Annotated in this window: 17 protein-coding genes; 6 read left to right on the top strand and 11 right to left on the bottom strand. The window is 71.8% G+C overall.

What is annotated here, in order from left to right:
- The first annotated feature begins 14 nt into the window (after window positions 1-14).
- The gene (gene lexA / locus IT355_18405) at window positions 15-665 is read left to right on the top strand and encodes a repressor LexA (protein ID MCC7055252.1); all 651 of its coding nucleotides are present in this window, start codon (window positions 15-17) and stop codon (window positions 663-665) included.
- On the opposite strand, the gene IT355_18400 is transcribed toward lexA, so the two are convergent.
- From IT355_18400 to IT355_18385, 4 genes are read right to left on the bottom strand one after another with little or no spacing between them, the layout of a single operon-like run.
- Entirely contained in the window at window positions 666-1,568 is a 903-nt protein-coding gene (locus tag IT355_18400) for a hypothetical protein (GenBank protein ID MCC7055251.1), read from the bottom strand.
- Window positions 1,565-2,749: an aminotransferase class I/II-fold pyridoxal phosphate-dependent enzyme gene (locus IT355_18395; GenBank protein MCC7055250.1), complete on the bottom strand. Its 1,185-nt coding sequence runs from the start codon at window positions 2,747-2,749 to the stop codon at window positions 1,565-1,567. The genes IT355_18400 and IT355_18395 overlap by 4 nt, the downstream gene beginning before the upstream one ends.
- Window positions 2,749-3,369 carry a fumarylacetoacetate hydrolase family protein gene (locus IT355_18390; protein ID MCC7055249.1) on the bottom strand — a complete coding sequence of 207 codons (621 nt, stop codon included), beginning with the start codon at window positions 3,367-3,369 and terminating at the stop codon, window positions 2,749-2,751. Before IT355_18390 ends, IT355_18395 begins: the two co-directional genes overlap by 1 nt.
- 36 nt (window positions 3,370-3,405) lie before the next feature.
- Complete coding sequence (locus tag IT355_18385; protein MCC7055248.1) at window positions 3,406-5,994, bottom strand: hypothetical protein; 2,589 nt, start codon at window positions 5,992-5,994, stop codon at window positions 3,406-3,408.
- Window positions 5,995-6,201: 207 nt separating this feature from the next.
- Between IT355_18385 and IT355_18380 the strand changes: the two genes are divergently transcribed.
- The gene (locus IT355_18380) at window positions 6,202-6,849 is read left to right on the top strand and encodes a VPLPA-CTERM sorting domain-containing protein (protein MCC7055247.1); all 648 of its coding nucleotides are present in this window, start codon (window positions 6,202-6,204) and stop codon (window positions 6,847-6,849) included.
- Between the two features lie 114 nt (window positions 6,850-6,963).
- On the opposite strand, the gene IT355_18375 is transcribed toward IT355_18380, so the two are convergent.
- The 5 genes from IT355_18375 to rsmI are packed head-to-tail and all read right to left on the bottom strand — an operon-like array spanning window position 6,964 to window position 14,894.
- Window positions 6,964-8,226 carry a hypothetical protein gene (locus IT355_18375; protein MCC7055246.1) on the bottom strand — a complete coding sequence of 421 codons (1,263 nt, stop codon included), beginning with the start codon at window positions 8,224-8,226 and terminating at the stop codon, window positions 6,964-6,966.
- Window positions 8,223-9,932 (bottom strand): hypothetical protein, encoded by a 1,710-nt coding sequence (locus IT355_18370; protein MCC7055245.1) that lies wholly within the window; start codon window positions 9,930-9,932, stop codon window positions 8,223-8,225. The genes IT355_18375 and IT355_18370 overlap by 4 nt, the downstream gene beginning before the upstream one ends.
- Window positions 9,929-13,363, bottom strand: coding sequence for a hypothetical protein (locus tag IT355_18365; GenBank protein ID MCC7055244.1), 3,435 nt, complete (start codon window positions 13,361-13,363; stop codon window positions 9,929-9,931). The genes IT355_18370 and IT355_18365 overlap by 4 nt, the downstream gene beginning before the upstream one ends.
- Window positions 13,360-14,076, bottom strand: coding sequence for a DUF4159 domain-containing protein (locus IT355_18360; protein MCC7055243.1), 717 nt, complete (start codon window positions 14,074-14,076; stop codon window positions 13,360-13,362). The genes IT355_18365 and IT355_18360 overlap by 4 nt, the downstream gene beginning before the upstream one ends.
- Complete coding sequence (gene rsmI / locus IT355_18355) at window positions 14,073-14,894, bottom strand: 16S rRNA (cytidine(1402)-2'-O)-methyltransferase (GenBank protein ID MCC7055242.1); 822 nt, start codon at window positions 14,892-14,894, stop codon at window positions 14,073-14,075. Before rsmI ends, IT355_18360 begins: the two co-directional genes overlap by 4 nt.
- Window positions 14,895-15,008: 114 nt before the next feature.
- Between rsmI and IT355_18350 the strand changes: the two genes are divergently transcribed.
- Window positions 15,009-15,722: a DUF2071 domain-containing protein gene (locus IT355_18350; GenBank protein MCC7055241.1), complete on the top strand. Its 714-nt coding sequence runs from the start codon at window positions 15,009-15,011 to the stop codon at window positions 15,720-15,722.
- 65 nt (window positions 15,723-15,787) lie between these two features.
- Here the strand turns inward: IT355_18350 and trxA are convergent, their stop codons facing one another.
- The gene (gene trxA, locus IT355_18345) at window positions 15,788-16,111 is read right to left on the bottom strand and encodes a thioredoxin (protein MCC7055240.1); all 324 of its coding nucleotides are present in this window, start codon (window positions 16,109-16,111) and stop codon (window positions 15,788-15,790) included.
- 59 nt (window positions 16,112-16,170) lie between these two features.
- Here trxA and mce point away from each other — a divergent pair, with 59 nt between their 5' ends.
- Window positions 16,171-16,581 carry a methylmalonyl-CoA epimerase gene (mce, locus tag IT355_18340; GenBank protein ID MCC7055239.1) on the top strand — a complete coding sequence of 137 codons (411 nt, stop codon included), beginning with the start codon at window positions 16,171-16,173 and terminating at the stop codon, window positions 16,579-16,581.
- A 179-nt stretch (window positions 16,582-16,760) separates the two neighbouring features.
- Here mce and IT355_18335 read toward each other — a convergent pair whose 3' ends face one another.
- Window positions 16,761-17,216 carry a hypothetical protein gene (locus IT355_18335; GenBank protein ID MCC7055238.1) on the bottom strand — a complete coding sequence of 152 codons (456 nt, stop codon included), beginning with the start codon at window positions 17,214-17,216 and terminating at the stop codon, window positions 16,761-16,763.
- Between the two features lie 30 nt (window positions 17,217-17,246).
- Here IT355_18335 and IT355_18330 point away from each other — a divergent pair, with 30 nt between their 5' ends.
- Window positions 17,247-18,020, top strand: coding sequence for a pyridoxine 5'-phosphate synthase (locus IT355_18330; GenBank protein ID MCC7055237.1), 774 nt, complete (start codon window positions 17,247-17,249; stop codon window positions 18,018-18,020).
- Window positions 18,021-18,125: 105 nt separating this feature from the next.
- Window positions 18,126-19,658 carry a hypothetical protein gene (locus IT355_18325; GenBank protein ID MCC7055236.1) on the top strand — a complete coding sequence of 511 codons (1,533 nt, stop codon included), beginning with the start codon at window positions 18,126-18,128 and terminating at the stop codon, window positions 19,656-19,658.
- The last annotated feature ends 5 nt before the right edge of the window (window positions 19,659-19,663 follow it).

The raw sequence follows: 19,663 nt of genomic DNA, 5'->3' as shown, positions 1-19,663 counted from the left end.
CGCAGGGGAGCCCCATGAGTGACGTTCTGACGCCGGTCGAAGAGAAGGTCTACCAGTACCTCATCGAGTTCCTCGCAGCCAACAGCTACCAGCCGAGCATCCGCGAGATCGGCCGCGAGTTCGACATCAAGTCGACCAAGACGGTGTCCGACGTGCTCGGCAGCCTGGCCCGGAAGGGCTACATCCAGCGCAACCAGGCCCGCTCGCGAGGGCTGCGCATCCTCGGCGCACAGGCCGGCGCCACCCGCACCGTCCCGTTCTACGCCCGCGTCTCCGCCGCCGGCCCGGCCATCACGCCCGAACTCCGCAGCGACGCGATCGTCGTGGACCGCCGCCTCGTGCCGGGCGACAACGCCTTCTTCGTGCGCGTCGTGGACGATGGCATGCTGCGGTGCGGCATCCGCCGCGACGACACCGTCCTCGTGAACCCCGACTACGCCGCCCTCGACGGCGACCTGGTGGCCGTGCGCATCGGCGATGAGGCCACTGTGCGCACCGTCGAACAGCGCGGGGCGGAGACGGTGCTGGTGGCGATGGGCGATGCGGCACCGGCAATCACCGTCGCTGCGGGCGACACGCACACGGTGCTGGGCGTGGTCAGCGGGATCTTCCGCGCGCAGTTGCAGGTCGAGGCCGAGGGCCCCGACGCCGAAGCCGCCGCCTGATCAGCGATCCGGCTGCGGTGGTGCCGCCTGCTGGATCGGCTGCTGGATCGGCTGCTGCACGGACGGTTGCCCCTCGCGCGCCTCGCGACGCTCGCGGTCACGGCGCTCGCGGATGCGCTTCACCCGCTCGTTGAACGTCTCGGCGTTCAGTGCCACCTGGGCACCGGCCTGGATCTGGTTCCGCATCTGCGTCGGGAACTCGCCACGCATCAGCGCTGACGGGTTGCCACCGATGTTGTTGAGTGGCAGCAGCGCCAGCAGCGGCGCAGGCAGCGTGTACTTGCCGAGCACGATGCCCTTCCGCGTCCAGCCGTAGGTCCGCCCGCCACGCTTGAACGTGAGGTCGGCACGCCCGTCCTGCGTCACATTGCTCTGCGGCGCGTTGGCAAGGCTGTCCTCGTACTGCGCGAACCGCTCGGCGATCACGCTGTCCAGGCGCTCCTTCGGCGTCAGCGCCTCGCGCGGCGGCGCTTCCGGCGAGCCCGGATAGAGGCGAGGGTCGTACCCGGGCACGATGCCCCGGGCAACGCCGGACCCGGTGCCGCGGCCATAGCCGTTGCCGGTGCCTCCCCCCGCCCCGCCGCGGCCTCCGGCGGCATCTGGCGCCGCGGTCGGCGCGGCCGATGGGGCCACCAGCGGCCCGGGAGCACGCGAGACGCTGGGCCGGATGGTCGCGCTCTCCGCGGCCCCGCCCGCTGCCGAGTTTCCTCGCGGCGGCGTCACGGCCACCACCACCACCCTCTCGCTCTGCGCCCGCCCCTCGGGGCCCACCAGCCACTCGGCGATGCCGTTGTGGCCGAGCACCACCCGCAGCAGCCCCACCCCCAGCACGAGGTGCAGCGCGACCGAGATGGCGATCGCGCCGGGCGAACGCTGCTCGGGGGGGCGACGGGAGAAGATCATGCGACGGGGGCAGCGAAGGAGGCGAGCACGCGACCAGCCCGCACCGCCGCCTCGCGAAGCCGGTCCGGCGTGGTGATGAAGCTGATGCGGTAGAATCCTTCACCCCCCGGACCGAATCCGGTTCCCGGCATCACCACCACGCCCTCGTCCTCCAGCAGCCGCTCCGCGAAACGTTCCGACGGGATGCCCTCCGGCAGCGGGATCCAGAGGTACATCGTGGCCTGCGGCACCGCGCAGGCGAACCCGGCCGCGCGGAACGCCTCCACCGCCGCGTCCCGGCGCGCCTGGAACACCGCGGTGTTCCCCGGCACGAAGTCGGCCCAGCTCCCGATCGCCGCCGCACCGGCCTGCTGCACGGCCATGAAGTGCCCGGTGTCCACGTAGCTCTTGATCTTGGCCAGGGTCGCCATGACATCGGGACGCCCGCATGCCCAGCCGCACCGCCAGCCGGTCATGTTGTACGTCTTCGAGAGCGAGTGGAACTCGATCGCCACGTCGCGGGCACCATCCGTCTCGAAGATGCTCGGCGGCACGTAGCCGTCGAACCCCATCTCGGAGTACGCGTTGTCGTACACCAGCAGCAGGTCCAGCTCGCGGCACCGCGCCACCACCCGCGACAGGTAGTCCGGCGGCGCAATCGCGGCGGTGGGATTGTTCGGGTAGTTCAGGTAGAGCAGTCGCGCGCGCCGCAGCACGTCGGCCGGGATGGCGTCCAGGTCCACCAGGAAGTCGTTCTCCGGACGCAACGCCACCTTGTACGGCTCGCCATCGCTGAGCAGCGTGCCGCCGGTGTACGGGCTGTAGCCGGGCTCGGGGATGATGGTGACGTCACCGCGGTCCACGTAGCCGAGTGCCAGGTGCGACAGCCCCTCCTTGCTCCCGAGCAACGGCACGATCTCGGTGGTGGGGTTGAACCGCACGCCGAACCGGCGCTCCATCCACCCGCTGATCGCGTCACGATAGGCCGGGTTGCCGAGTCCGAAGCCGTAGCGGTTCATCGCGGGCACGCGCGAGGCGTCGGCCAGCGCCTGCACCGCCGCGGCGGGCGGCGCGAGGTCGGCATCGCCGGCACCGAGGTCGATCACGTCCACGCCACGCGCCAGCAGTTCCCGCTTCCTGATCGGAATCAGGGCCAGCGGGTACTCGGGGAGCGACTCGAACCGGCGCGAGCGGGGAGGCATCAGCTTTCGGCGACGACAGGGTTTGACACGGTGCTCAGTCCGACCACTTCGACCTCCACCACATCCCCGGGCGCGAGCGGGCCCACACCCGCCGGCGTGCCGGTGGCCACGATGTCCCCCGGCTCCAGCGTCATGACCTGGGAAATGTAGGCCAGCAGCACCGGCACGGAAAACACCATCTCGGCCCCGGTGCCCCGCTGGCGGACGACACCGTTGACCCGGCAGACCACCTCGAGGGCGGCGAAATCGGGGATGCCGGCCCATTCCGGGCCGATCGGGCAGAAGGTGTCGAACCCCTTGCCGCGGGTCCATTGGGGGTCGGACTTCTGGATGTCGCGGGCGGTGACGTCGTTCAGGGCGACGATCCCGCGCACCGCGGCCAGCGCCTGAGCCTCGGTGGCCCGCCTGATGGGACGGCCGATGACGACGCCGATCTCGCCCTCGTGCTCGACCTGGCGGGAGAGCGCCGGCGACACGATCGCCTCGCCGGAGTGGATGATCGACGAGGACGGCTTCAGGAACAGCAGCGGCTGCGACGGCACGGCATTGCCGAGTTCCTTCGCATGCTCGCGATAGTTGCGGCCGACGCAGACGATCTTGCCGGGGCGCTCGAGGGACATGGGCAACTCTGGGACAGGAGGGTGGGCGGCGGAGGCTCAGGTACTGCCGACGGCGGCGGGAGGAACGGCATAGAACGCGGCGATGCTCCGCTCCGCCTCGGCCCACGGCGCCAGCACCCGCCGCGCCGGCGGCAGTGCGTCCAGCACCCCGCGCCCGTACCGCTTCGTCACGACACGCACGTCGTCCAGCACGATCACGCCACGGTCACTCGCGGTGCGGATGAGGCGACCGACGCCCTGCTTCAGGCGCAGCGTGGCGTGCGGCAGCATGTACTCCATGAAGGGATCGCCGCCGCGCGACTCGATCGCCTCGCACTGCGCCGCCACCATCGGCTCGGTGGGCACGCGGAACGGCAGCTTCGTGATGACCAGCCCGCGCAGTGCATGGCCGGGCACATCCACCCCCTCCCAGAACGTCGCGGTGCCGATGAGGATCGCCCGTCCCGATTCCCGGAAGCGGCGGAGCTGCGTGTCGCGACCGTCCTCACCGTGCACCAGCAGCGGCCAGCCGTTGGCGATGCACGCCTCACGCAGCGCGTTCGCCAGCGACTTCACGTCCCGATGGCTCGTCGCGAGCACGAACAGCCCACCGTCACTCGCCTCCGCCACGTCCAGCACGTGCGTCACCACAGCCCGCTGGTGCCCCGCCGGGTCCACGTTCGGCGCCGGCGTGTCACTCGGCACCACCAGCAGCGCGTTGGCGCGATAGTCGAACGGTGACGGGAACAGCGCCGTCTCGACGTGCGCATCGGTGTCGGACAGCCCGAGCCGCCCCATCAGGAACCCGAAGTTCGCGTCGGCGGTGAGCGTGGCGCTGGTCACGACGGTGCTGCTCAGCCGGCCGAACAGGTCCTCGCGCAGGATCGGCGCGAGATCCAGCGGGACGCTGTAGAGCAGCACCGTGGGCGAGGCCAGGGTGCCCCGCGCCGTGAACATCGCGCTGTTGCCGCGCAGCTCGGCCCATCGCACGTAGCCTGGCGCACCGTCGGTGGGATCGAGCGTGGCACGCAGGGCGTCACGCTGCGCCGCCGTCCGCGACCCGACCGCGCGCAGCTCGGCGAGCAGCTGCAGCAGCGCATCGTCACGTTCATCCTCGGTCTCGAGGCGTTCGCGGATCAGCCGCAGGTTCTCGCCGATGGTCTCGAGCGCGTTCACGAGGTTGCCGAGGGCGATGGCCAGCCCGTCGCGCCACACCGCCTCGCCATGCAGCGCCGGTGTCAGCCGCACTGTGGCCACCTTCCCTTCCTGCATCCAGAGGGCCACCCGGTCGAACAGCATGCCGGCATCGCCGCGTGCCACCTCCACCGCGGGGCGCAGGCGCGCGCGCAACAGGTCGAGGCTCGCCACGCTGAGCAGGTCACCGCGCGCCATGAGGCGCGTCTCGAGCGTGGGCAGCAGCCCCTTCGGCTCGCGGCCGCCGCGTCGCTCGAGCCGGTTCAGCAGCTTGGTGATCGCGCGGTTCGACACGCTGCTGCCGAGGTGGTTCGCGGCGGCATCCTCCAGGTGGTGCCCCTCGTCCACCACGAGGTGCGAATAGGCCGGCAGCACCGCCGCCTCGGCCCAGTTCTGCGACTGGCGGCGCACGGCCACGTCGGCGAGCAGCAGCGAGTGGTTCACCACCACCACGTCGGCGGTGGCCGCGGCCCGGCGCGCCTTGAACACGAAGCAGGTGTCGAAGTGCGGGCACTTGAGCCGCGTGCAGAGGTCGCCCTCCGCGGCCACCTCGTCCCACACGTCCGGGCGCGGTGGCGTGGGCAGGTCGCTCACCGACCCGTCCGCGGTGACGCGCGCCCACGCCGAGAGCATGGCGAGTTCCTCGCGCTGCGGTGCCTCGAACAGCGAGGCACTCCCCGCCTCCGCCTGAACCAGGCGCGAGAGGCAGAGATAGTTCCGCCAGCCCTTCAGCAACGCGAACCGCACCGGCTGGTCGCTGAGCAGGTCGGCCAGCAGCGGCAGGTCCTTGCCGACGAGTTGCTCCTGCAGCGTGATGGTGTTGGTGCTGACGACCGTGCGCTCTTTGTTGGCCGCCGCCCAGCGCAGCGCCGGCACCAGGTACGCCATCGACTTGCCGACGCCGGTGCCCGCCTCCAGCAACGCCACGCCACCATCGGCATACGTCCGGGCGATGGTGGTGGCCATGTCGCGCTGCCCGTCGCGGGCCTCGTACGCGGCGAACCCCTTCGCCAGTGGACCGTCGGCGCTGAAGTCTTTCTCCATCACCGCGCCCGGCACCACTACCCGGGGTGCCACCCGTGGCACCTCAGTCACGACGTACAGGTCGGTGACGTCGTTGTCGCAGATGCCGAAGCCGATGCCGTCGTCGTGCAGGCGGGCCGCGATGTGCAGGTCGGCGTCGCTGGGCTCGAGCCATCCCGAGGGATGGTTGTGCACCAGCATCTCACCGCGCTGCGCGACGTTCGGAAGCGCCAGCACCTGCGCCGCGGTGCCACGCGCCACGGCCCGGGCCGAGACCAGCATGCCGTCGCCATCCACCGCGCACACGAAGCACACCTCGCGGCCACCGGCCAGCCGGATGGCGACGCGCATCGCCCCGGCAGCGGCCGCGGCGATGCGGAAGTCCGGCAGTGTCTCCTCCGCCCGTGCGGCCCTGACTCGGCGCGTCATCGCGGGAATGTACGCACTTTCGGGCGTGTTCGGGCGCGTCCCCCGCTGCCGGGACGGGTGGACATGGCGGATGAGACGATTCTGCTCGCTCCTGCGCGTGGATGATGACAGGACCGTCACTCGCCACGGTGCCGGCCTGCGTTCCCCGACTGCCCGGCACCACGCCGCGCGCGGGGATCCCTCACCCTCTCGAATGGAGTGTGCACGATGAAGTCGCTTTTCCGCAGGATTGTGGTCGCGGGACTGGCCGTCACGATGCCGCATGCGGCTGACGCACAGTTGCTCGTGAGCACCGGCGCGAGCCAGGCCGGCGGGCTCGATTCCCGCTGGCAGGTCTCCACCAACCCGCTGGCGGGAACGCCGACCTGGAACGCCGCCTCCATCGTCGTCACGCCGCCCGGGCAGTGGACCGGCGGCGCACCGGGCGGCACGTGGATCGCCGCAACCCCGACCGGCACGGGCGGCGGCGGCAGCTACGCCATCCGGTCACTCTTCACGCTGGCCACCGGTGACGCATTCTCGCTGCAGCTGCGGTGTGCCGCGGACAACGGTCCAGTCTCGATGTTCATCAACGGCGCCGCCGTCGCCGGCGGCAGTCCCTGCCCCAACATCTGGCAATGGGGATCGTTCGTCACCCTGACGGAGGCGGCCTTCCAGTCCGGCGCCAACAGCATCGAGTTTCGCTGGACGGGTGACAACGTGACCGACGGCATGGCCGTGGAGATCGCAAGCCTCACGTTCACGCCGGGCGGGCCTGGCAGTCCGAGCGTCGTGCCGGAGCCGGCCTCGGTGGTTCTCATGGGTACGGGCCTGGCCGGCGTCGGGCTGGTCGCACGCCGTCGCCGCGTGCGCTGAGGCGGCGCTGACGCAGGCGGAACGCTGTACCACGCCCCCGTCGCGATGCGCGCGCGGCGGGGGCGGTCGTCGAGTGGCCGGAGCACCGCATCACCCCCGGCGCCGCTCACCCGCTCACGTCTTGCGCGGCTTCTTCTGCGCGGCCGGGAACAGCACGTTGTTCAGGATCAGGCGGTACCCTGGCGATGACGGGTACAGCGACAGGTCCGTCGGTGCGGCCCCCACCTCGTGCTGCGGGTCCTCGGGATCGTGCCCGCCCAGGAAGGTCCAGGCACCCTTGCCGTAGCTGCCGTGGATGTACTTCGCCAGCGGCATTCCATCCTCGTTCGCCAGCACCCGCGTGCCCGGCTTGAGCGTCGTCTTGGTGAAGCTCGTGGTCACGCCGTAGAAGTCCTGCAGCACCGAGCGATGGTCCTGCGTGAGCATGGTCGGCACCGGGTCGAGCTTGGCCGAGAACGCGAACAGGCTGAAGGTCCCCAGCGGCCGGCGGCGGCCCGGCACGTTCACCTGGTGCCCGTCGATGTCGCTCATGCTGTTGATCAGCGGGCTGGGCTCGATGTGCGCATTCTGCACCGCGAAGGCACGGGACCAGTCCATCTTCTGGTCGGCGTCGGCGTCCATCGGCGTGCCGTCGGCGAAGCTGCTCGAGATGTCCACCGTGGCGCCGGCGATGGCCAGCTCCAGCGTCTCGGTGGCCCCGCACATCGCGAACAGGAAGCCGCCGTTCTCCACGTACGCGCGCATCCGTTCCGCCACCGCCTTCTTCAGCGCCGGCACATTGCTGAACCCGAGCTGCCGCGCCTGCGCCACCGTGCGGTTCACCTGCGTGATGAACCACGGGCTGCCGCGGTACGAGATGTAGAACTTGTTGTACTGCCCCGTGAAGTCCTCGTGGTGCAGGTGCAGCCACTCGTACTTCGTGAGGTCACCCGCCATCACCTCGGGGTCCCACACCTTCGTGTACGGGATCCCCGCGTAGTCGAGGGCGATTGTCACCGCGTCGTCCCACGGGTTCGCGCTCGGCGGCGAGTAGATCGCCACCTTCGGCGCCCGTTCCAGCGGCACGGCGTCGAAGTTGCCACCCGCCATCTCGGTGCGGATCGCCGCCAGCGCATTGTCGTCCAGCGACGTCACCGACACCCCGTCGATCCCGGCGCGACGCCGCGTGGCCGGCGTGTCGAGCAGCAGGAACGAGCCGCCACGGTAGTTCAGCAGCCACTCCGCCTTCTCCGTGCGCTGCAGCGCCGCGTACGTGAGGCCGTAGGCCTTGAGGTGGTTCCGCTGCTCGTCGTCCATGGCCACCAGCAGGTGCTGCGCGTCCGCTGGAACGGATGTGACCAGCGCCAGCAGCGCCGTGAGGCCCCAGCGACGGGTCACGAGGTCCCCGCCAGTCGACGCGCGGCGTCCAGTTCGCGGCGGGCCTGCGGGGCGAGCGCGCTCGTCGGATAGGTCAGCAGGAGGTGCTCCAGTCGGGTGATGGCGGTGGTGCCGTCGCGCGCCCGGATGGCCGCGCGTGCCCATTCGAGGTCCCCCTCGGGGGCCTCGGGGCTGGTGCTATAGTCCGTCACGATCCGCGTCCACAGCGGCACCGCGCGGGCGTCGTCACTGCTGGCCGTGAGCAGCCGCGCCGACATCGCGAGCACCAGCGGCGCCGCATCACCCACCTCCGCCGCGGTGCCCAGCAGCTGCGTCAGCGCCTCCGCCGTGTCACGCCGCGCCAGCGCCGCGAATGCCGCACCCAGCGCCGGTGACGACGGCAGCGAGGTGCGCGACAGCAGGGCACGCGGCAGCAGCAGCAGCGTGTTGGACGCGTCCGCGTTGCGCAGCGCCGTGCGCGCCCGGTCCAGGTCCCCGTCGTAGATCGCCAGCAGCGCGGTGGCCTCGTCCTCGTCGAGCCGCGCCACGAACGGCCGCGCCCGCGTCGCGTCGCCCACCCGCAGCCACGCCCACATCAGCTCCCGCTCCAGCAGCTGCAGCTGGATCGGCACCACCTTCGGGCGCACGGAATCCACCAGCGCCAGCGCCTCGGTGGCCTTGCCCAGCGCCGCCAGGGCCCGCAGCCGCAGCGGCACGGCATCACGCAGGCCGAGCTGTGGCGTCAGCCGGCCCTGTGCCGACGACGCGAGCTGCAGCGCGCTCGACGCCTCACCACTGGTCAGCGCCGCATCGGCGGCACGCAACCCCGTCGCGGCATCACTGGTCTTCGCGTACACCGCCGCCCACGCCTCGCGCGACGCCACCGGCATCGCCCGCGCGTCGGCGTCCTCACCGAACTCCTTCCACGCCGCCAGGACCTCGGCGTCGGGCTTCAACCCGCTGAACGCCTGCCACGCCTGTCGCGGACGGCCCCAGATCAGCTCCAGCGACGCCAGCACGCGGCGCGACGGCAGCCACACGGGTTCCGCCAGCAGGGCCGTGCGGATCGAGTCGCGGCCGGCGCAGGACGCCGTGCCCAGCGCGAAGACGGCCGCCTGGTGCAGCTGCGGCGTCTGCGTGAGCGTCTCGCGCCAGCGGCGCGCGGCCTCGTTCCACATCCGCTGCGCCGATGCCACCTGCGCCAGCTCGCTGCTGAAGTCGCGCGGGTCGCGCACCATCCGCGACGCCGTCTGGAGCACCGAGTCGGCCGCCGCCGAGCGTCCCGCCTCGAGCAGGATGCGCGCATACTCCTTGAACGGCGCCGCCTCACCCGGCACGGCGCGCACCCAGTCACGGAACGCCGCCGTCAGGTCGTCGTCGCGCTGCAGCGCCGTGAGCGTCCGCAGCTGCACCGAGCGCACCACGCCGTTGCGCGGCTCGCTGCGGATGGCCTGGCGCACCAGCGGCACCAGCGAGTCCACCATGCCGAGGTTGGTGTACACCCGCTCCAGGCCAAGCAGCGCCGGCACCATCGCCTCGCCGGCGAAGGCGCGCCGGTAGAGCGCCGCGGCGTCGCGGGGCTTGCTCTCCTCGAGGTCCAGCGCACGCAGCACGAGCGAGTCAGCGGTGCTCGTCCCCATCTCCTGCGCGCGCGCCGGCGCCGCCAGCAGCAGGATCGTCACCGCCAGGGCACACGCCTGCCGCCGCGCCGGTGGGTGCCTCCTCACGGCTTGGCCCCGGTCTTGTTCAGGCGCTCGAAGTACTGCAGCACGGCGCGGCGTTCGTCGTCGCGCAGGCCACGCAGTTCCTCCCACGAGGGTGGCGTAACGCGCGACGCCGGCGCGCCGACCGCCTGGATCGCGGGCGGCGCGAAGGCCGCGGTGCCGATGCCGGGCTTCGATTCGCGCGGCCCTTCCTTTTCCTGGTCCTCACGCCGCAGCGTGCGACCGGCGTCCAGCAGCCGCTGCAGGAACTGCTCACGCCGCGCCGCCGTCTCGGGATCGCTGGCGGCCCGTTCCATCGCGTCGGCGAGACGCTTTGCTTCCTTCGCGAGCGCGTCGGCGCGGCCACTCTGGTCGCCGGTGCCCACGTCGTCCAGCCGCTGCGCGATCTGCCGCTGGCGGCGTGCGATCTGCTGCGCGAGCTGCTGCGCCTGGGCCCCCGACTCGCCGCCAGGCATCATCGACATGCCCTGCGCCTGCCCGTTCACCTGCTGTTGCTGGCGGGCGAGCTGCTGCATCTCCTCCATCATCTCCGGCAGTCCCGATGCCGAGCGCGCGCGGCTCGCCCGCTCGCGATCACGCACCAGGCTGGACGCGGCACGCTCCATTGCGGCGGCCGCATCCCGCATCGCGGCGGCCGATTGCTCGCCGTTCTGCTGGCCCTGCTGCCCGCGCTGCGCCTGCTGCGTGGCTTCCTGCGCCCGCTGCAGCGCCTCCTGCATCGCACGCTGCGATCCCTGCGACACATGCTGCGACCGCCGCGCCGCCTCCTGCAGTCGCTGCGCCGCCTGCTGGACGCCGTTCTGCACCGTCGCCTGCTCAGCGGCCATCTGCTGCTGGGCGTTCTGCTGGCCCTGCTGGCCCTGTTGCGGCTGGCCCTGCGGGTTCTGCTGCCCCTGCTGGCCCTGCTGCTGCTGCCCCTGTTGTTGCTGTTGTTGCTGTTGTTGCTGTTGTTGCTGTTGTTGCTGGCCCTGCTGGCCCTGCTGCCCCTGCGGCTGTTGCTGCTGCGCGCGCTGCTGGGCGGCGTCTGCCATCTGCCGCTCCTGCTGGCTCAGCTGCATCATCTCCTGGATCGACTGGTCCAGCTCCGACGTGGTCTCCCGCTTCCAGTCGTTCACCTGCTCCTGCCGCGCCTGCGCCAGCTGGTCCGCGGCCTGCTGCATGGACTGCGAGGCACGCTGGGCGCTCTGCTGCGCCGACTGCGGGTCGCGCGCCGCCTCCTGCATCTGCCGGTTCGCCGCCTCGCTGTTCTGGCGCGCCTGCTCGCTGCGCTGCGCGCCGCGCTGGGCATCGTTGTCACGCAGGCGCTTGGTCAGGTCGTTGATCTGCCGCGTGAGCGCCTCGTTCTGCCGCGCCAGCCGCTCGGCCTGCTGCGCGCGCTGCGCCGCCGTCGCGCCGCCCGATGAATCCGCCAGCTGGCGCTGCGCCCGCGACAGGTCCTGGGCCTCGTCGCGCAGCGTCTCCATGCTGCCCTCCAGCGCGGCACGCTTCAGCATCTCGGCGTTGCGCTCGAGCTGTTCGCGCAAGGCCTGCTGCTGCTTCGCGAGGTCGTCCAGCGACTGGCGCGTGGCAGCCTGGTCGAGCCGCTGCGCCGACTGCTCGAGCTGCTGCAGTCGCTGCATCATCTGCGGCGCCATCGCCTCCTGCATCATCCGCTGCGCCTCCGCGATGCGGCCGGCCAGGGCGGAGTCCAGCGCACCGGCCCCCTTGAGCTGGTCGGCGAGCTGCTTCGCCTGCTGCTGGAGCTGCTGCGCCTGCTGCTGCAGTGCACGCTGCTGCTGCGCCATCTGTGACGCCTTCTCCCGGGCATCGAACGACATCGGCTGCCCGTTCTCCCCCCCGGCCCGGGCGCGGCGTGCGGCATCCGACGTCTGCTGCGCAAGCTGCTGCTGCTGCTGCGCCAGCGACGAGGCACCCGCCGCCACGCTGTCCGCCGTCGCGCGCGCCTGCTCGCGTCGCTCTGTCACGCCGGCACGACGCAACACGAGCGTGCGGCTCCGTCCCACCTGGTGCCACGGTGACGCATCCGTGGCCGTCACGTCCACCCGCAGCGCGCCGTCGTCACCCCGGAGCCCCAGCGCATCCAGGTCCAGCGGCACGCTGCCCTCGAAGGCGGGGCCGCGCACCGACATGATCTCGCGACGCGCCACCACCGTCTCACCGGACCGCACCGTGAGCATCACGCTCGCCAGCGCGTGGTCGTCGCTGGCCAGCACCGTCACCGTGGCCGACGCACCGGCCAGCAGCAGCGTGTCGCTCGTGCTCGCGATCTGCACCTGCGGCGCCGAGTCCGCCCGGATGTCGAGTGCGAACGAGGGCGGCAGCTCCTGCAGTGGTGTCGCCGACTGCGCCGCCCAGGTCCAGCGTGCACTGCGCTCGGCCACCAGCCGCCCATCCACGGCGTCGCCACTGACCGTCAGGGGCACGCTCGCGCCCTCGTCACTCCGCAGCGTCACCGTCGTCAGTGGCACCGACGCGTGTCCACGCAGCGTGAGCACGGTGCCGCGGGGCAGCACCAGCACGCCGGCCAGCGCCACGTCCTCGTCCACCCGGCCGAGATAGGCCGGATAGCTCGCCTGCGCCACCACGTCGCCCAGGTACGGCTTGTCCGTCACGCGGATGCGGTGCGGCGCGGAGGTGGCGCGGCCATCGCTCACCGTGAGCACCACGTCCGCGTCGAGCACCGGCAGCACGCGCGTGCCGACCTCGTCACGCAGCACCAGTCGCTCCGTGACCACCGTGCCATCGCTCTTCTGCATCGCCACCGCCACCGCCGCACGCCCGCGCCCCGTCACGCGGATCGACGGCGCACTCCCGCGCAACGCCACCACCGGCGCGTCGAGGACCAACTCTGGCAGCAGCGTGCCGTTCCACGCGCCGACCGGGTTGCCGAGCGCCTCGGCGCCGTCGGTCCACGTGAACCCGGCGGCGACCAGCGCCAGCAGCGCGGCGCCAGCCCAGAGCACGGCGCGCTGCCGCACCGCGCGCAATGCGCCGAACGCCTGCGGCGCGCGCGGCAGCGTCGTGCCGGCCAGCGCTCGCGAGGTGCTGAGCGCCGCATGCGCCCCCAGCGGGCCGCTCGTCGCCACTTCCTGTGCGACGCGAATCGCGCCCCGTCGCAGAAGCTGCTCCTGCTCGATGGACTCCGCCACCGCATCCGCCGTCGTCACGCGACCGTCCTCGGCGCGACGCAGGCGCCACGCCCACACCGCCGCACCGATGCCCGCCGCCCAGAACACGAACGGCAGCACGCGGGGCAGCTCCAGCCACCGACCGCTGCCCAGCACCGCCACGCCCACGGTTCCGGCCGCGAGCAACGGCAGCACCGTGGTGGCGAGACGCGTCTGGCTGGCGAGGGCGAGCCGCGCGCTGCGTTCGTCGCGGACGATCGCCTCGAGCTGGCCGAGGGCGCCCTGCGGCATCGGGGGGGCGGTCATGGCTGCAGGCGGCTGGTGACGGCGTAGGTGACGAGGTTCACGCCCATGCGAAGGGCCTGTTCGTGCAGTTCCGGCGGATCGGTGGGATAGGTCCCCACGTCCTCCCAGCCGTTCCCGAGGTCCGTCTGGTACGTGTAGTAGAGCGCCAGCCGGTCACCGATGAAGATGCCCATGCCGCGCGCGGGCTTCGCGTCATGTTCGTGGATCTTCGGGACGCCCCGCGGGAACGGGTACACCAGCCGGTAGATCGGGTGGTTCAGCGGCACGTCCACCAGCGGGCGGTCGGGGAAGAGCTGCCGCACCACGATGCGGAAGCTGCTGTCGAGCCCATAGTTGTCGTCCACGTGCATGAAGCCGCCGCGCAGCAGGTAGGCGCGCAGGCGCGTCACCTCGTCGGGCTGCATCGTCATCGTGCCGTGCCCGGTGACGTGCAGGAACTGGTAGTCGGCCAGTTGCGGGTCGCGGAAGGTGACGACGTGCTCCTCGCGGTCGATCGGCAGCGAGGTCCGCTCGGCCACGGCCCGGATCAGGTTCTTCAGGCTCGACGCGTTGGCGTACCAGTCCCCGCCCCCCTCGTAGTGCACCCGGGCGATGCGGACACGCGCACCGACATCCGGCGCCTTCGCGGCGTGCGCGGCCGCAGGGCCACGCGCGAGCACACCGGCGAGCAGCGCCGCCATCACCACGCCGCCGAACGACAGGGCCCGCCTCATGCGTCCTGCGCCAGCCTGTAGGCCTCGTTTCGCGACACGCCGAACTCCTCCTGCAGGTGACGGACGGTGTCACGGACCGACTGGCCACCGGCCCGCAGTGACTGTGCGCGCCGGGCGGCACCCTCCTGGTCCGGCACCACGGGGGGCGCCCCATCGATCAGCACGACGACCTCACCCCGTGGTGGGGTCGCTTCGTAGTACGCAGCGAGTTCCGACACCGTTCCGCGACGGAACTCCTCGTGGAGCTTGGTGAGCTCCCGCGCCACGACCGCCCGTCGCGCCCCGCCGCCGGCGGCGGCGAGCGTGGCGAGGAGGTCGCCGACGCGGGGCGGGGCCTCGTAGAGTATGGCCGTGTGGGGAAGGGCCAGCGCCGCCGACGCGGCCGCGGCCCGCTCCGTGGCCGGCCGCGGCAGGAACCCCAGGAAGGTGAAGGCAGTGGCCGGCAGCCCGCTGCCCACGAGCGCGGCGAGGATCGCCGAGGCCCCGGGCACAGGCACCACCGGCACGCCGGCGGCGATCGCGGCGTCCACCAGCCGCGCGCCAGGGTCCGACACGAGCGGGGTCCCGGCATCGCTGATCAGCGCGACGTCGTCCCCCGCCACCAACCGTTCCACCAGCCGCGGGGCCTGCTCCGCCTCGTTGTGCGCGTGATAGCTGCGCACCGGCGTCGAGACGCCGGCCCACGCCAGGAGCGGCGCGCTGTGCCTCGTGTCCTCGGCCACGATCAGCGTCGCCGCCTGCAGGACCGATATCGCCCGCGGCGTGAGGTCGGCGCGGTTGCCGATGGGTGTTGCGACGATGAAGAGCGTGCCGGTCATGGACTCACAAGATGCACCTGCGCAGAGCTACGTGGCACCGCGGCGGTGCGTGGCGCTGCACCGCTGGCACCGCCGCGCGGGGAACGGGGCGCGGGCGCACAGGCTTCGCACCGGATGCGAGCCTTCCTCACGGCGCAGTGGCGCGACCTCCTGATGGTGAACTACGCGGTCGATCCCGCCCTCCTCCTTCCCCACGTGCCACGTGGCACGACGCTCGACCCCTGGCGGGGCGATGCACTCGTGAGCGTGGTCGGCTTCCGCTTCGTGGACACGCGGCTGCTCGGCGTCCCGGTGCCGTTTCACCGCACGTTCGACGAGGTCAACCTGCGCTTCTACGTGCGGCGCGAGACGCCCACCGGCGTGCGACGCGCCGTCGTGTTCGTGAGCGAGCTGGTGCCGCGTCGCGCCATCGCGTGGACCGCCCGCCTCGCGTACAACGAGCCGTACCGCGCGCTGCCGATGCGTCACGCGATCACCGGCGGAGACGGGTCGCGGCAGCTCCGCTACGAGTGGCGCGTGGGGCCACGGTGGACCCACGTTGCCGCGCGCACACGCGGACCGTGCGCACCACTCGAACCCGGGTCCGATGCCGAGTTCATCACCGAGCACTACTGGGGATACACCCGCCAGCGGGATGGCGGCACCGTGGAGTACCAGGTGGCGCACGCACCGTGGCGGGTCTGGGCCGCCGATTCGGTGGAACTGGCCGGCGACCTCACCGGCACCTACGGGCCGGAGTTCGCCGCGGTGCTGTCGGGCACACCGCACTCGGCCTTCGTGGCGGAGGGGTCGCCCGTGACGGTGTTCCGGCCGGTGCGGCTACGCTGAAACGCCGCGCCGCCGTTCCGCGGGGGAACGGCAGCGCGGCGTGGACCGTCCCGGAGGACGGCGCGTCAGACGTGCTTTTCGAAGTACGTCTGGAGCTGCGCCTTCGGCATCGCGCCGACGACCTGGTCCACGACCTTTCCATCCTTCACGAACAGCAGTGTCGGGATCGAACGGACGTTGAAGCTCGCGGCCGTCTTCTGGTTGGCATCCACGTCCAGCTTGGTGATCTTCACCTTGCCGGCGTATTCAGTCGCCAGCTGGTCGAGGATCGGCGCCACCATGCGGCAGGGGCCGCACCAGACCGCCCAGAAGTCCACGACCGCCAGGCCCTGATGGTCGAGCACCTCGTTCTGGAAATCGCCGTCGGTGACGGCCGTCACGTTCGCCATGTCTCTCACCTGTCGTGGGCGACCGATCGCGCAGCCGCCCCGCTAGAGTTCTCATCATCATGACAGATACCGCACCACGCGGCACCCGTATCGCCCACATCGGCCTTGCCGTGCCGGCGCTCGAGCAGGTCCTGCCCTTCTACCGCGACATCCTCGGCATGCCCGAGGTACCCCTCGACGACTCCGATGGTGCCCGGATCGCCGGCGTGGCCGCCGGCGAATCCCTCGTGGAGCTCCTCGAGGCCGACAGCCCCGACTCCCCCATCGGAAAGTTCGTCGCGAAGCGCGGCCCCGGCATCCACCACATCTGTTTCTCCGTCGACGACCTCGATGCAACGCTCGAGCGGTGCCGGACGTTCGGCATCCGGCTCATCGATCAGGTCCCCCGGCTGGGTGCCGAGGGCAAGCGCATCGCCTTCCTCCATCCCGCCGGCACCGCCGGCGTCCTCATCGAACTGTCGGAACACTAGTGGCGTGTGATCGAAGTTCGGATAGCACACAGCCGGATGGGGCGCCTGGATGGCCAGGCGAACACAGCAGCAAGACCAGCGGTATTGCGAGGATGTTCAACGCCGCCAGCCGGGATGCCCCGACCGGCGACTGCGTCCGGAACTTCGATCACACGCCACTAGCCCTGCCGATCCCCCGCCTAGCGACGCGGCTCCAGCGGCTGGCTGGTGCAGAAACCGCGCATCGGGGCCAGGTCCGTGTTCTCGATGTACCACCGCTGGTTGGGCCCGGGCGTGGCCGTCATCGTGGTCTGGGCCACGAGCTGGCCGCGCCGGACCTCGAGCTTCAGGTTCCGCTTCGCCCCGTCACCCGGCAATTCGGAGAGGATACGGTAGCTGTCGTGGCTCAGGTTGCACTGCATGACCAGGATTCGCTTCTCGAGGTCGCCACGATTCGAGATCAGCTCGCGGGCCGGACCCTTGGCGCTGCCCCAGATGATCGAGGTCGCCTGGATGTCCTCGGCCTTGATCGAGGCCATGAACTGGGCCACCGCCTGCCGCGGCCCATCCGCCCCCACCTGTCCGGCCGGCGTGCGCGAGCCTCCCGAGCGGCAGGCTCCCAGCACCAGCATCAGTGCCACTATCGTCCGACGCATCACGTTTTCACTCCATAAGTCCGATTGAACATGCCGAGCGAAGGTAATCCCGGGGTGGACCAGCCACCACGCACTGCACCCTACCAGCGGCTGTATGTGAACATCGACCATGTCGCGACCTTGCGGCAGGCGCGGCGCGGCAGCATGCCGGACCCGGTCGAGGCCGCCCGCTGGTGCGAGGACGCGGGCGCCGACGGCATCACGGTCCACCTGCGCGAGGACCGGCGCCACATCCAGGACGCGGATGTGGAGACCCTGTCGCGCACCGTCCGTTCCTACCTCAACCTCGAGATGGCCTGCACCGACGAGATGCTGGCCATCGCCCTCCGCCTCGCGCCGCAGCAGGTGACCATCGTCCCGGAGCGGCGCGAGGAGATCACCACCGAGGGGGGCCTCGACGTCCATCGCGACCCCGCCGGCCTCCGCCGTACGATCGCCGCCCTCGAGGCCGCCGGCATCCGATCCGCCCTCTTCATCGATCCGGACCCGGACGTCGTCCGCGCCTCACGCGACGCCGGTGCGACCGCCGTCGAGCTCCATACCGGGCGCTACGCCCACCACCCGGACGACGGGACTGCTCTCAGGGCACTCGCCGTCGCCGCCGAGACCGGTGTAGCCGTCGGGCTCGCTGTGCACGCGGGCCACGGGTTGTCGGTCAGCAACGTGGCGCCGGTGGCGGCGATCTCCCCGATCGAGGAGCTGAACATCGGTCACGCGCTGATCGGACGGGCCATCCTCATCGGCATCGCCGGCGCGATCCACGAGTTGCGGGCCGTCATGAACGCCGCCAGAATGCCGCGCTGACGCGCCCTCGCCGCCGCCGGCGTTGGAGGCGGCCCCGCGCCGCATGTAGCTTGCGGGGCGCGCCACTCGTCTGCCGGGATACGCTCCCACCCGCTCCCGTATCCAATGTCTGTCGGACTGCTCGATTTCTTCGTTCTCGAAGCCAGCGACTACGTCGACCGGCTGCAGCGCCTCGCGGCCACCGACGAGCCGCAAGGCCCCGACTCCGCCACGCTCCTGAAGCTGGCCCGCGGACTCCGCGGCAGTGCCGTGATGGCCCGGCTCGCCAGCTTCGCCGATGCCTCCTCCGGCCTCGAGCGCGGTGCGCGCCTCCTCCACGAAGGCCGCATCGCCTGGACGCCCGGCCTCGCCGCCGCGATGACCGAGTCCATTGCCGAGCTCCGGTCGCTGATCCCGATGGCACGCCTCTGGGGCGAGTCGCATGACCAGCGTGCACGGACCGCCGCGGGCCGCCTCGGCGCGGTGCTCGACGACGTCGAGCGCCAGGGTGCCCTGATGCAGGGCGGCGGGCCGGCAGCGCTGGCGGCCGCCTCCGCGCCCACGGCCCCGGCGTCCCACGCAGCGCCGGTGCCCGCGCCGGCCACGCCCGCGCCGCCCGCCGCGCGGCCGAAGAACCCCGCGGTCACCGCCTTCTTCGACTCGCTCGATCAGGCCGTGGCGACGCCGGCCTCGGTGCCGGTGGTGCCCGCCGCAGCCGAGCCGATCGCGGCCACGAGCGCCCCCGCACGTCCGGTCGAGCCCCTCCCCTCGGCCACACCGACGCGCGGGATGCCCGCCCACCCCGACGCCAACATGCCCATCGTCCCGATCGCCGCCCTCGCGCCTGCCGACGACGCCGACCACGTCGTCTTCCGGGCGCCGAACCCCGCCATCACCTTCGCGCAGCGGTTCATCGCGGACGTCTCGCCGCTCGTCGGCTCGCTGCGCGCCCGGCTGGCACCGCTGCGCCAGGGCGCGATCCAGGAAGCCAGTGCCGACATGGTCGCGGCATTCCGCCCAGTGCTCGTCTCGCTCCGCGACATCGCCTCGAGCTACCAGCACGACGACATCCGCAGCTTCTGTGACGCTGTCCTCTCGGCGCAGGCCCCGCTGCCGGCTCCCTCGGCCGGCGCGCTCGACAGCGCCCTCTCGGTGATCACACAGCAGGACCTGGCGCCACACCTCCGCGCGCAGCGCCTCAACGAGCTGCGCCGCGTGGTGCTCGCCGCCACGCCGCTCACCAGCGCGTCGCAGTCGGAGCGCACGTCGCGGCCCACGCCGTACACGCAGCGACCGCGCACGCCCACGATGTCGGCGACCGTGCTCCCGACGCCCACCGTCGCGCGTCCCACGCCCGCGGCGCCCAGCGGACGGGAACTCAGCACACTGCTCAGCAACAGCCTCGAGAAGGTGCGCGAGCTGGATGCCACGCCGCTGGACCTCATCACCGTCACCGAAGGCGGTGCACCGCCCGCGCGGCCGGCGCCCGACGGCGAGCCCGACGTGGTCCCGATCGACGCCCTGCTCTACCGCGGCCCGCGCGCGCTCTCGCGTGCCCGGCACATCGTCGGCCAGCTCCGCACCGCCGGTGCGCCGCACGACGAGGAGCTGGTGAACGAACTCCTGGACCTCGTCGAGCTCGCAGGGAGCGCGAGCTGACCGGT

It is taken from the genome of Gemmatimonadaceae bacterium, assembly GCA_020851035.1.
Taxonomy (GTDB): Bacteria; Gemmatimonadota; Gemmatimonadetes; order Gemmatimonadales; family Gemmatimonadaceae; genus JACMLX01.
This window is presented reverse-complemented; position numbering and strand designations above follow the sequence as displayed.

Excerpts from the sequence above, each read along its gene's own strand:
- lexA (MCC7055252.1), top strand. The coding sequence starts at position 15 with ATGAGTGACGTTCTGACGCCGGTCGAAGAGAAGGTCTACCAGTACCTC.
- IT355_18400 (MCC7055251.1), bottom strand. The coding sequence starts at position 1,568 with ATGATCTTCTCCCGTCGCCCCCCCGAGCAGCGTTCGCCCGGCGCGATC.
- IT355_18395 (MCC7055250.1), bottom strand. The coding sequence starts at position 2,749 with ATGCCTCCCCGCTCGCGCCGGTTCGAGTCGCTCCCCGAGTACCCGCTG.
- IT355_18390 (MCC7055249.1), bottom strand. The coding sequence starts at position 3,369 with ATGTCCCTCGAGCGCCCCGGCAAGATCGTCTGCGTCGGCCGCAACTAT.
- IT355_18385 (MCC7055248.1), bottom strand. The coding sequence starts at position 5,994 with ATGACGCGCCGAGTCAGGGCCGCACGGGCGGAGGAGACACTGCCGGAC.
- IT355_18380 (MCC7055247.1), top strand. The coding sequence starts at position 6,202 with ATGAAGTCGCTTTTCCGCAGGATTGTGGTCGCGGGACTGGCCGTCACG.
- IT355_18365 (MCC7055244.1), bottom strand. The coding sequence starts at position 13,363 with ATGACCGCCCCCCCGATGCCGCAGGGCGCCCTCGGCCAGCTCGAGGCG.
- IT355_18360 (MCC7055243.1), bottom strand. The coding sequence starts at position 14,076 with ATGAGGCGGGCCCTGTCGTTCGGCGGCGTGGTGATGGCGGCGCTGCTC.
- rsmI (MCC7055242.1), bottom strand. The coding sequence starts at position 14,894 with ATGACCGGCACGCTCTTCATCGTCGCAACACCCATCGGCAACCGCGCC.
- IT355_18350 (MCC7055241.1), top strand. The coding sequence starts at position 15,009 with ATGCGAGCCTTCCTCACGGCGCAGTGGCGCGACCTCCTGATGGTGAAC.
- trxA (MCC7055240.1), bottom strand. The coding sequence starts at position 16,111 with ATGGCGAACGTGACGGCCGTCACCGACGGCGATTTCCAGAACGAGGTG.
- mce (MCC7055239.1), top strand. The coding sequence starts at position 16,171 with ATGACAGATACCGCACCACGCGGCACCCGTATCGCCCACATCGGCCTT.
- IT355_18335 (MCC7055238.1), bottom strand. The coding sequence starts at position 17,216 with ATGCGTCGGACGATAGTGGCACTGATGCTGGTGCTGGGAGCCTGCCGC.
- IT355_18330 (MCC7055237.1), top strand. The coding sequence starts at position 17,247 with ATGCCGAGCGAAGGTAATCCCGGGGTGGACCAGCCACCACGCACTGCA.
- IT355_18325 (MCC7055236.1), top strand. The coding sequence starts at position 18,126 with ATGTCTGTCGGACTGCTCGATTTCTTCGTTCTCGAAGCCAGCGACTAC.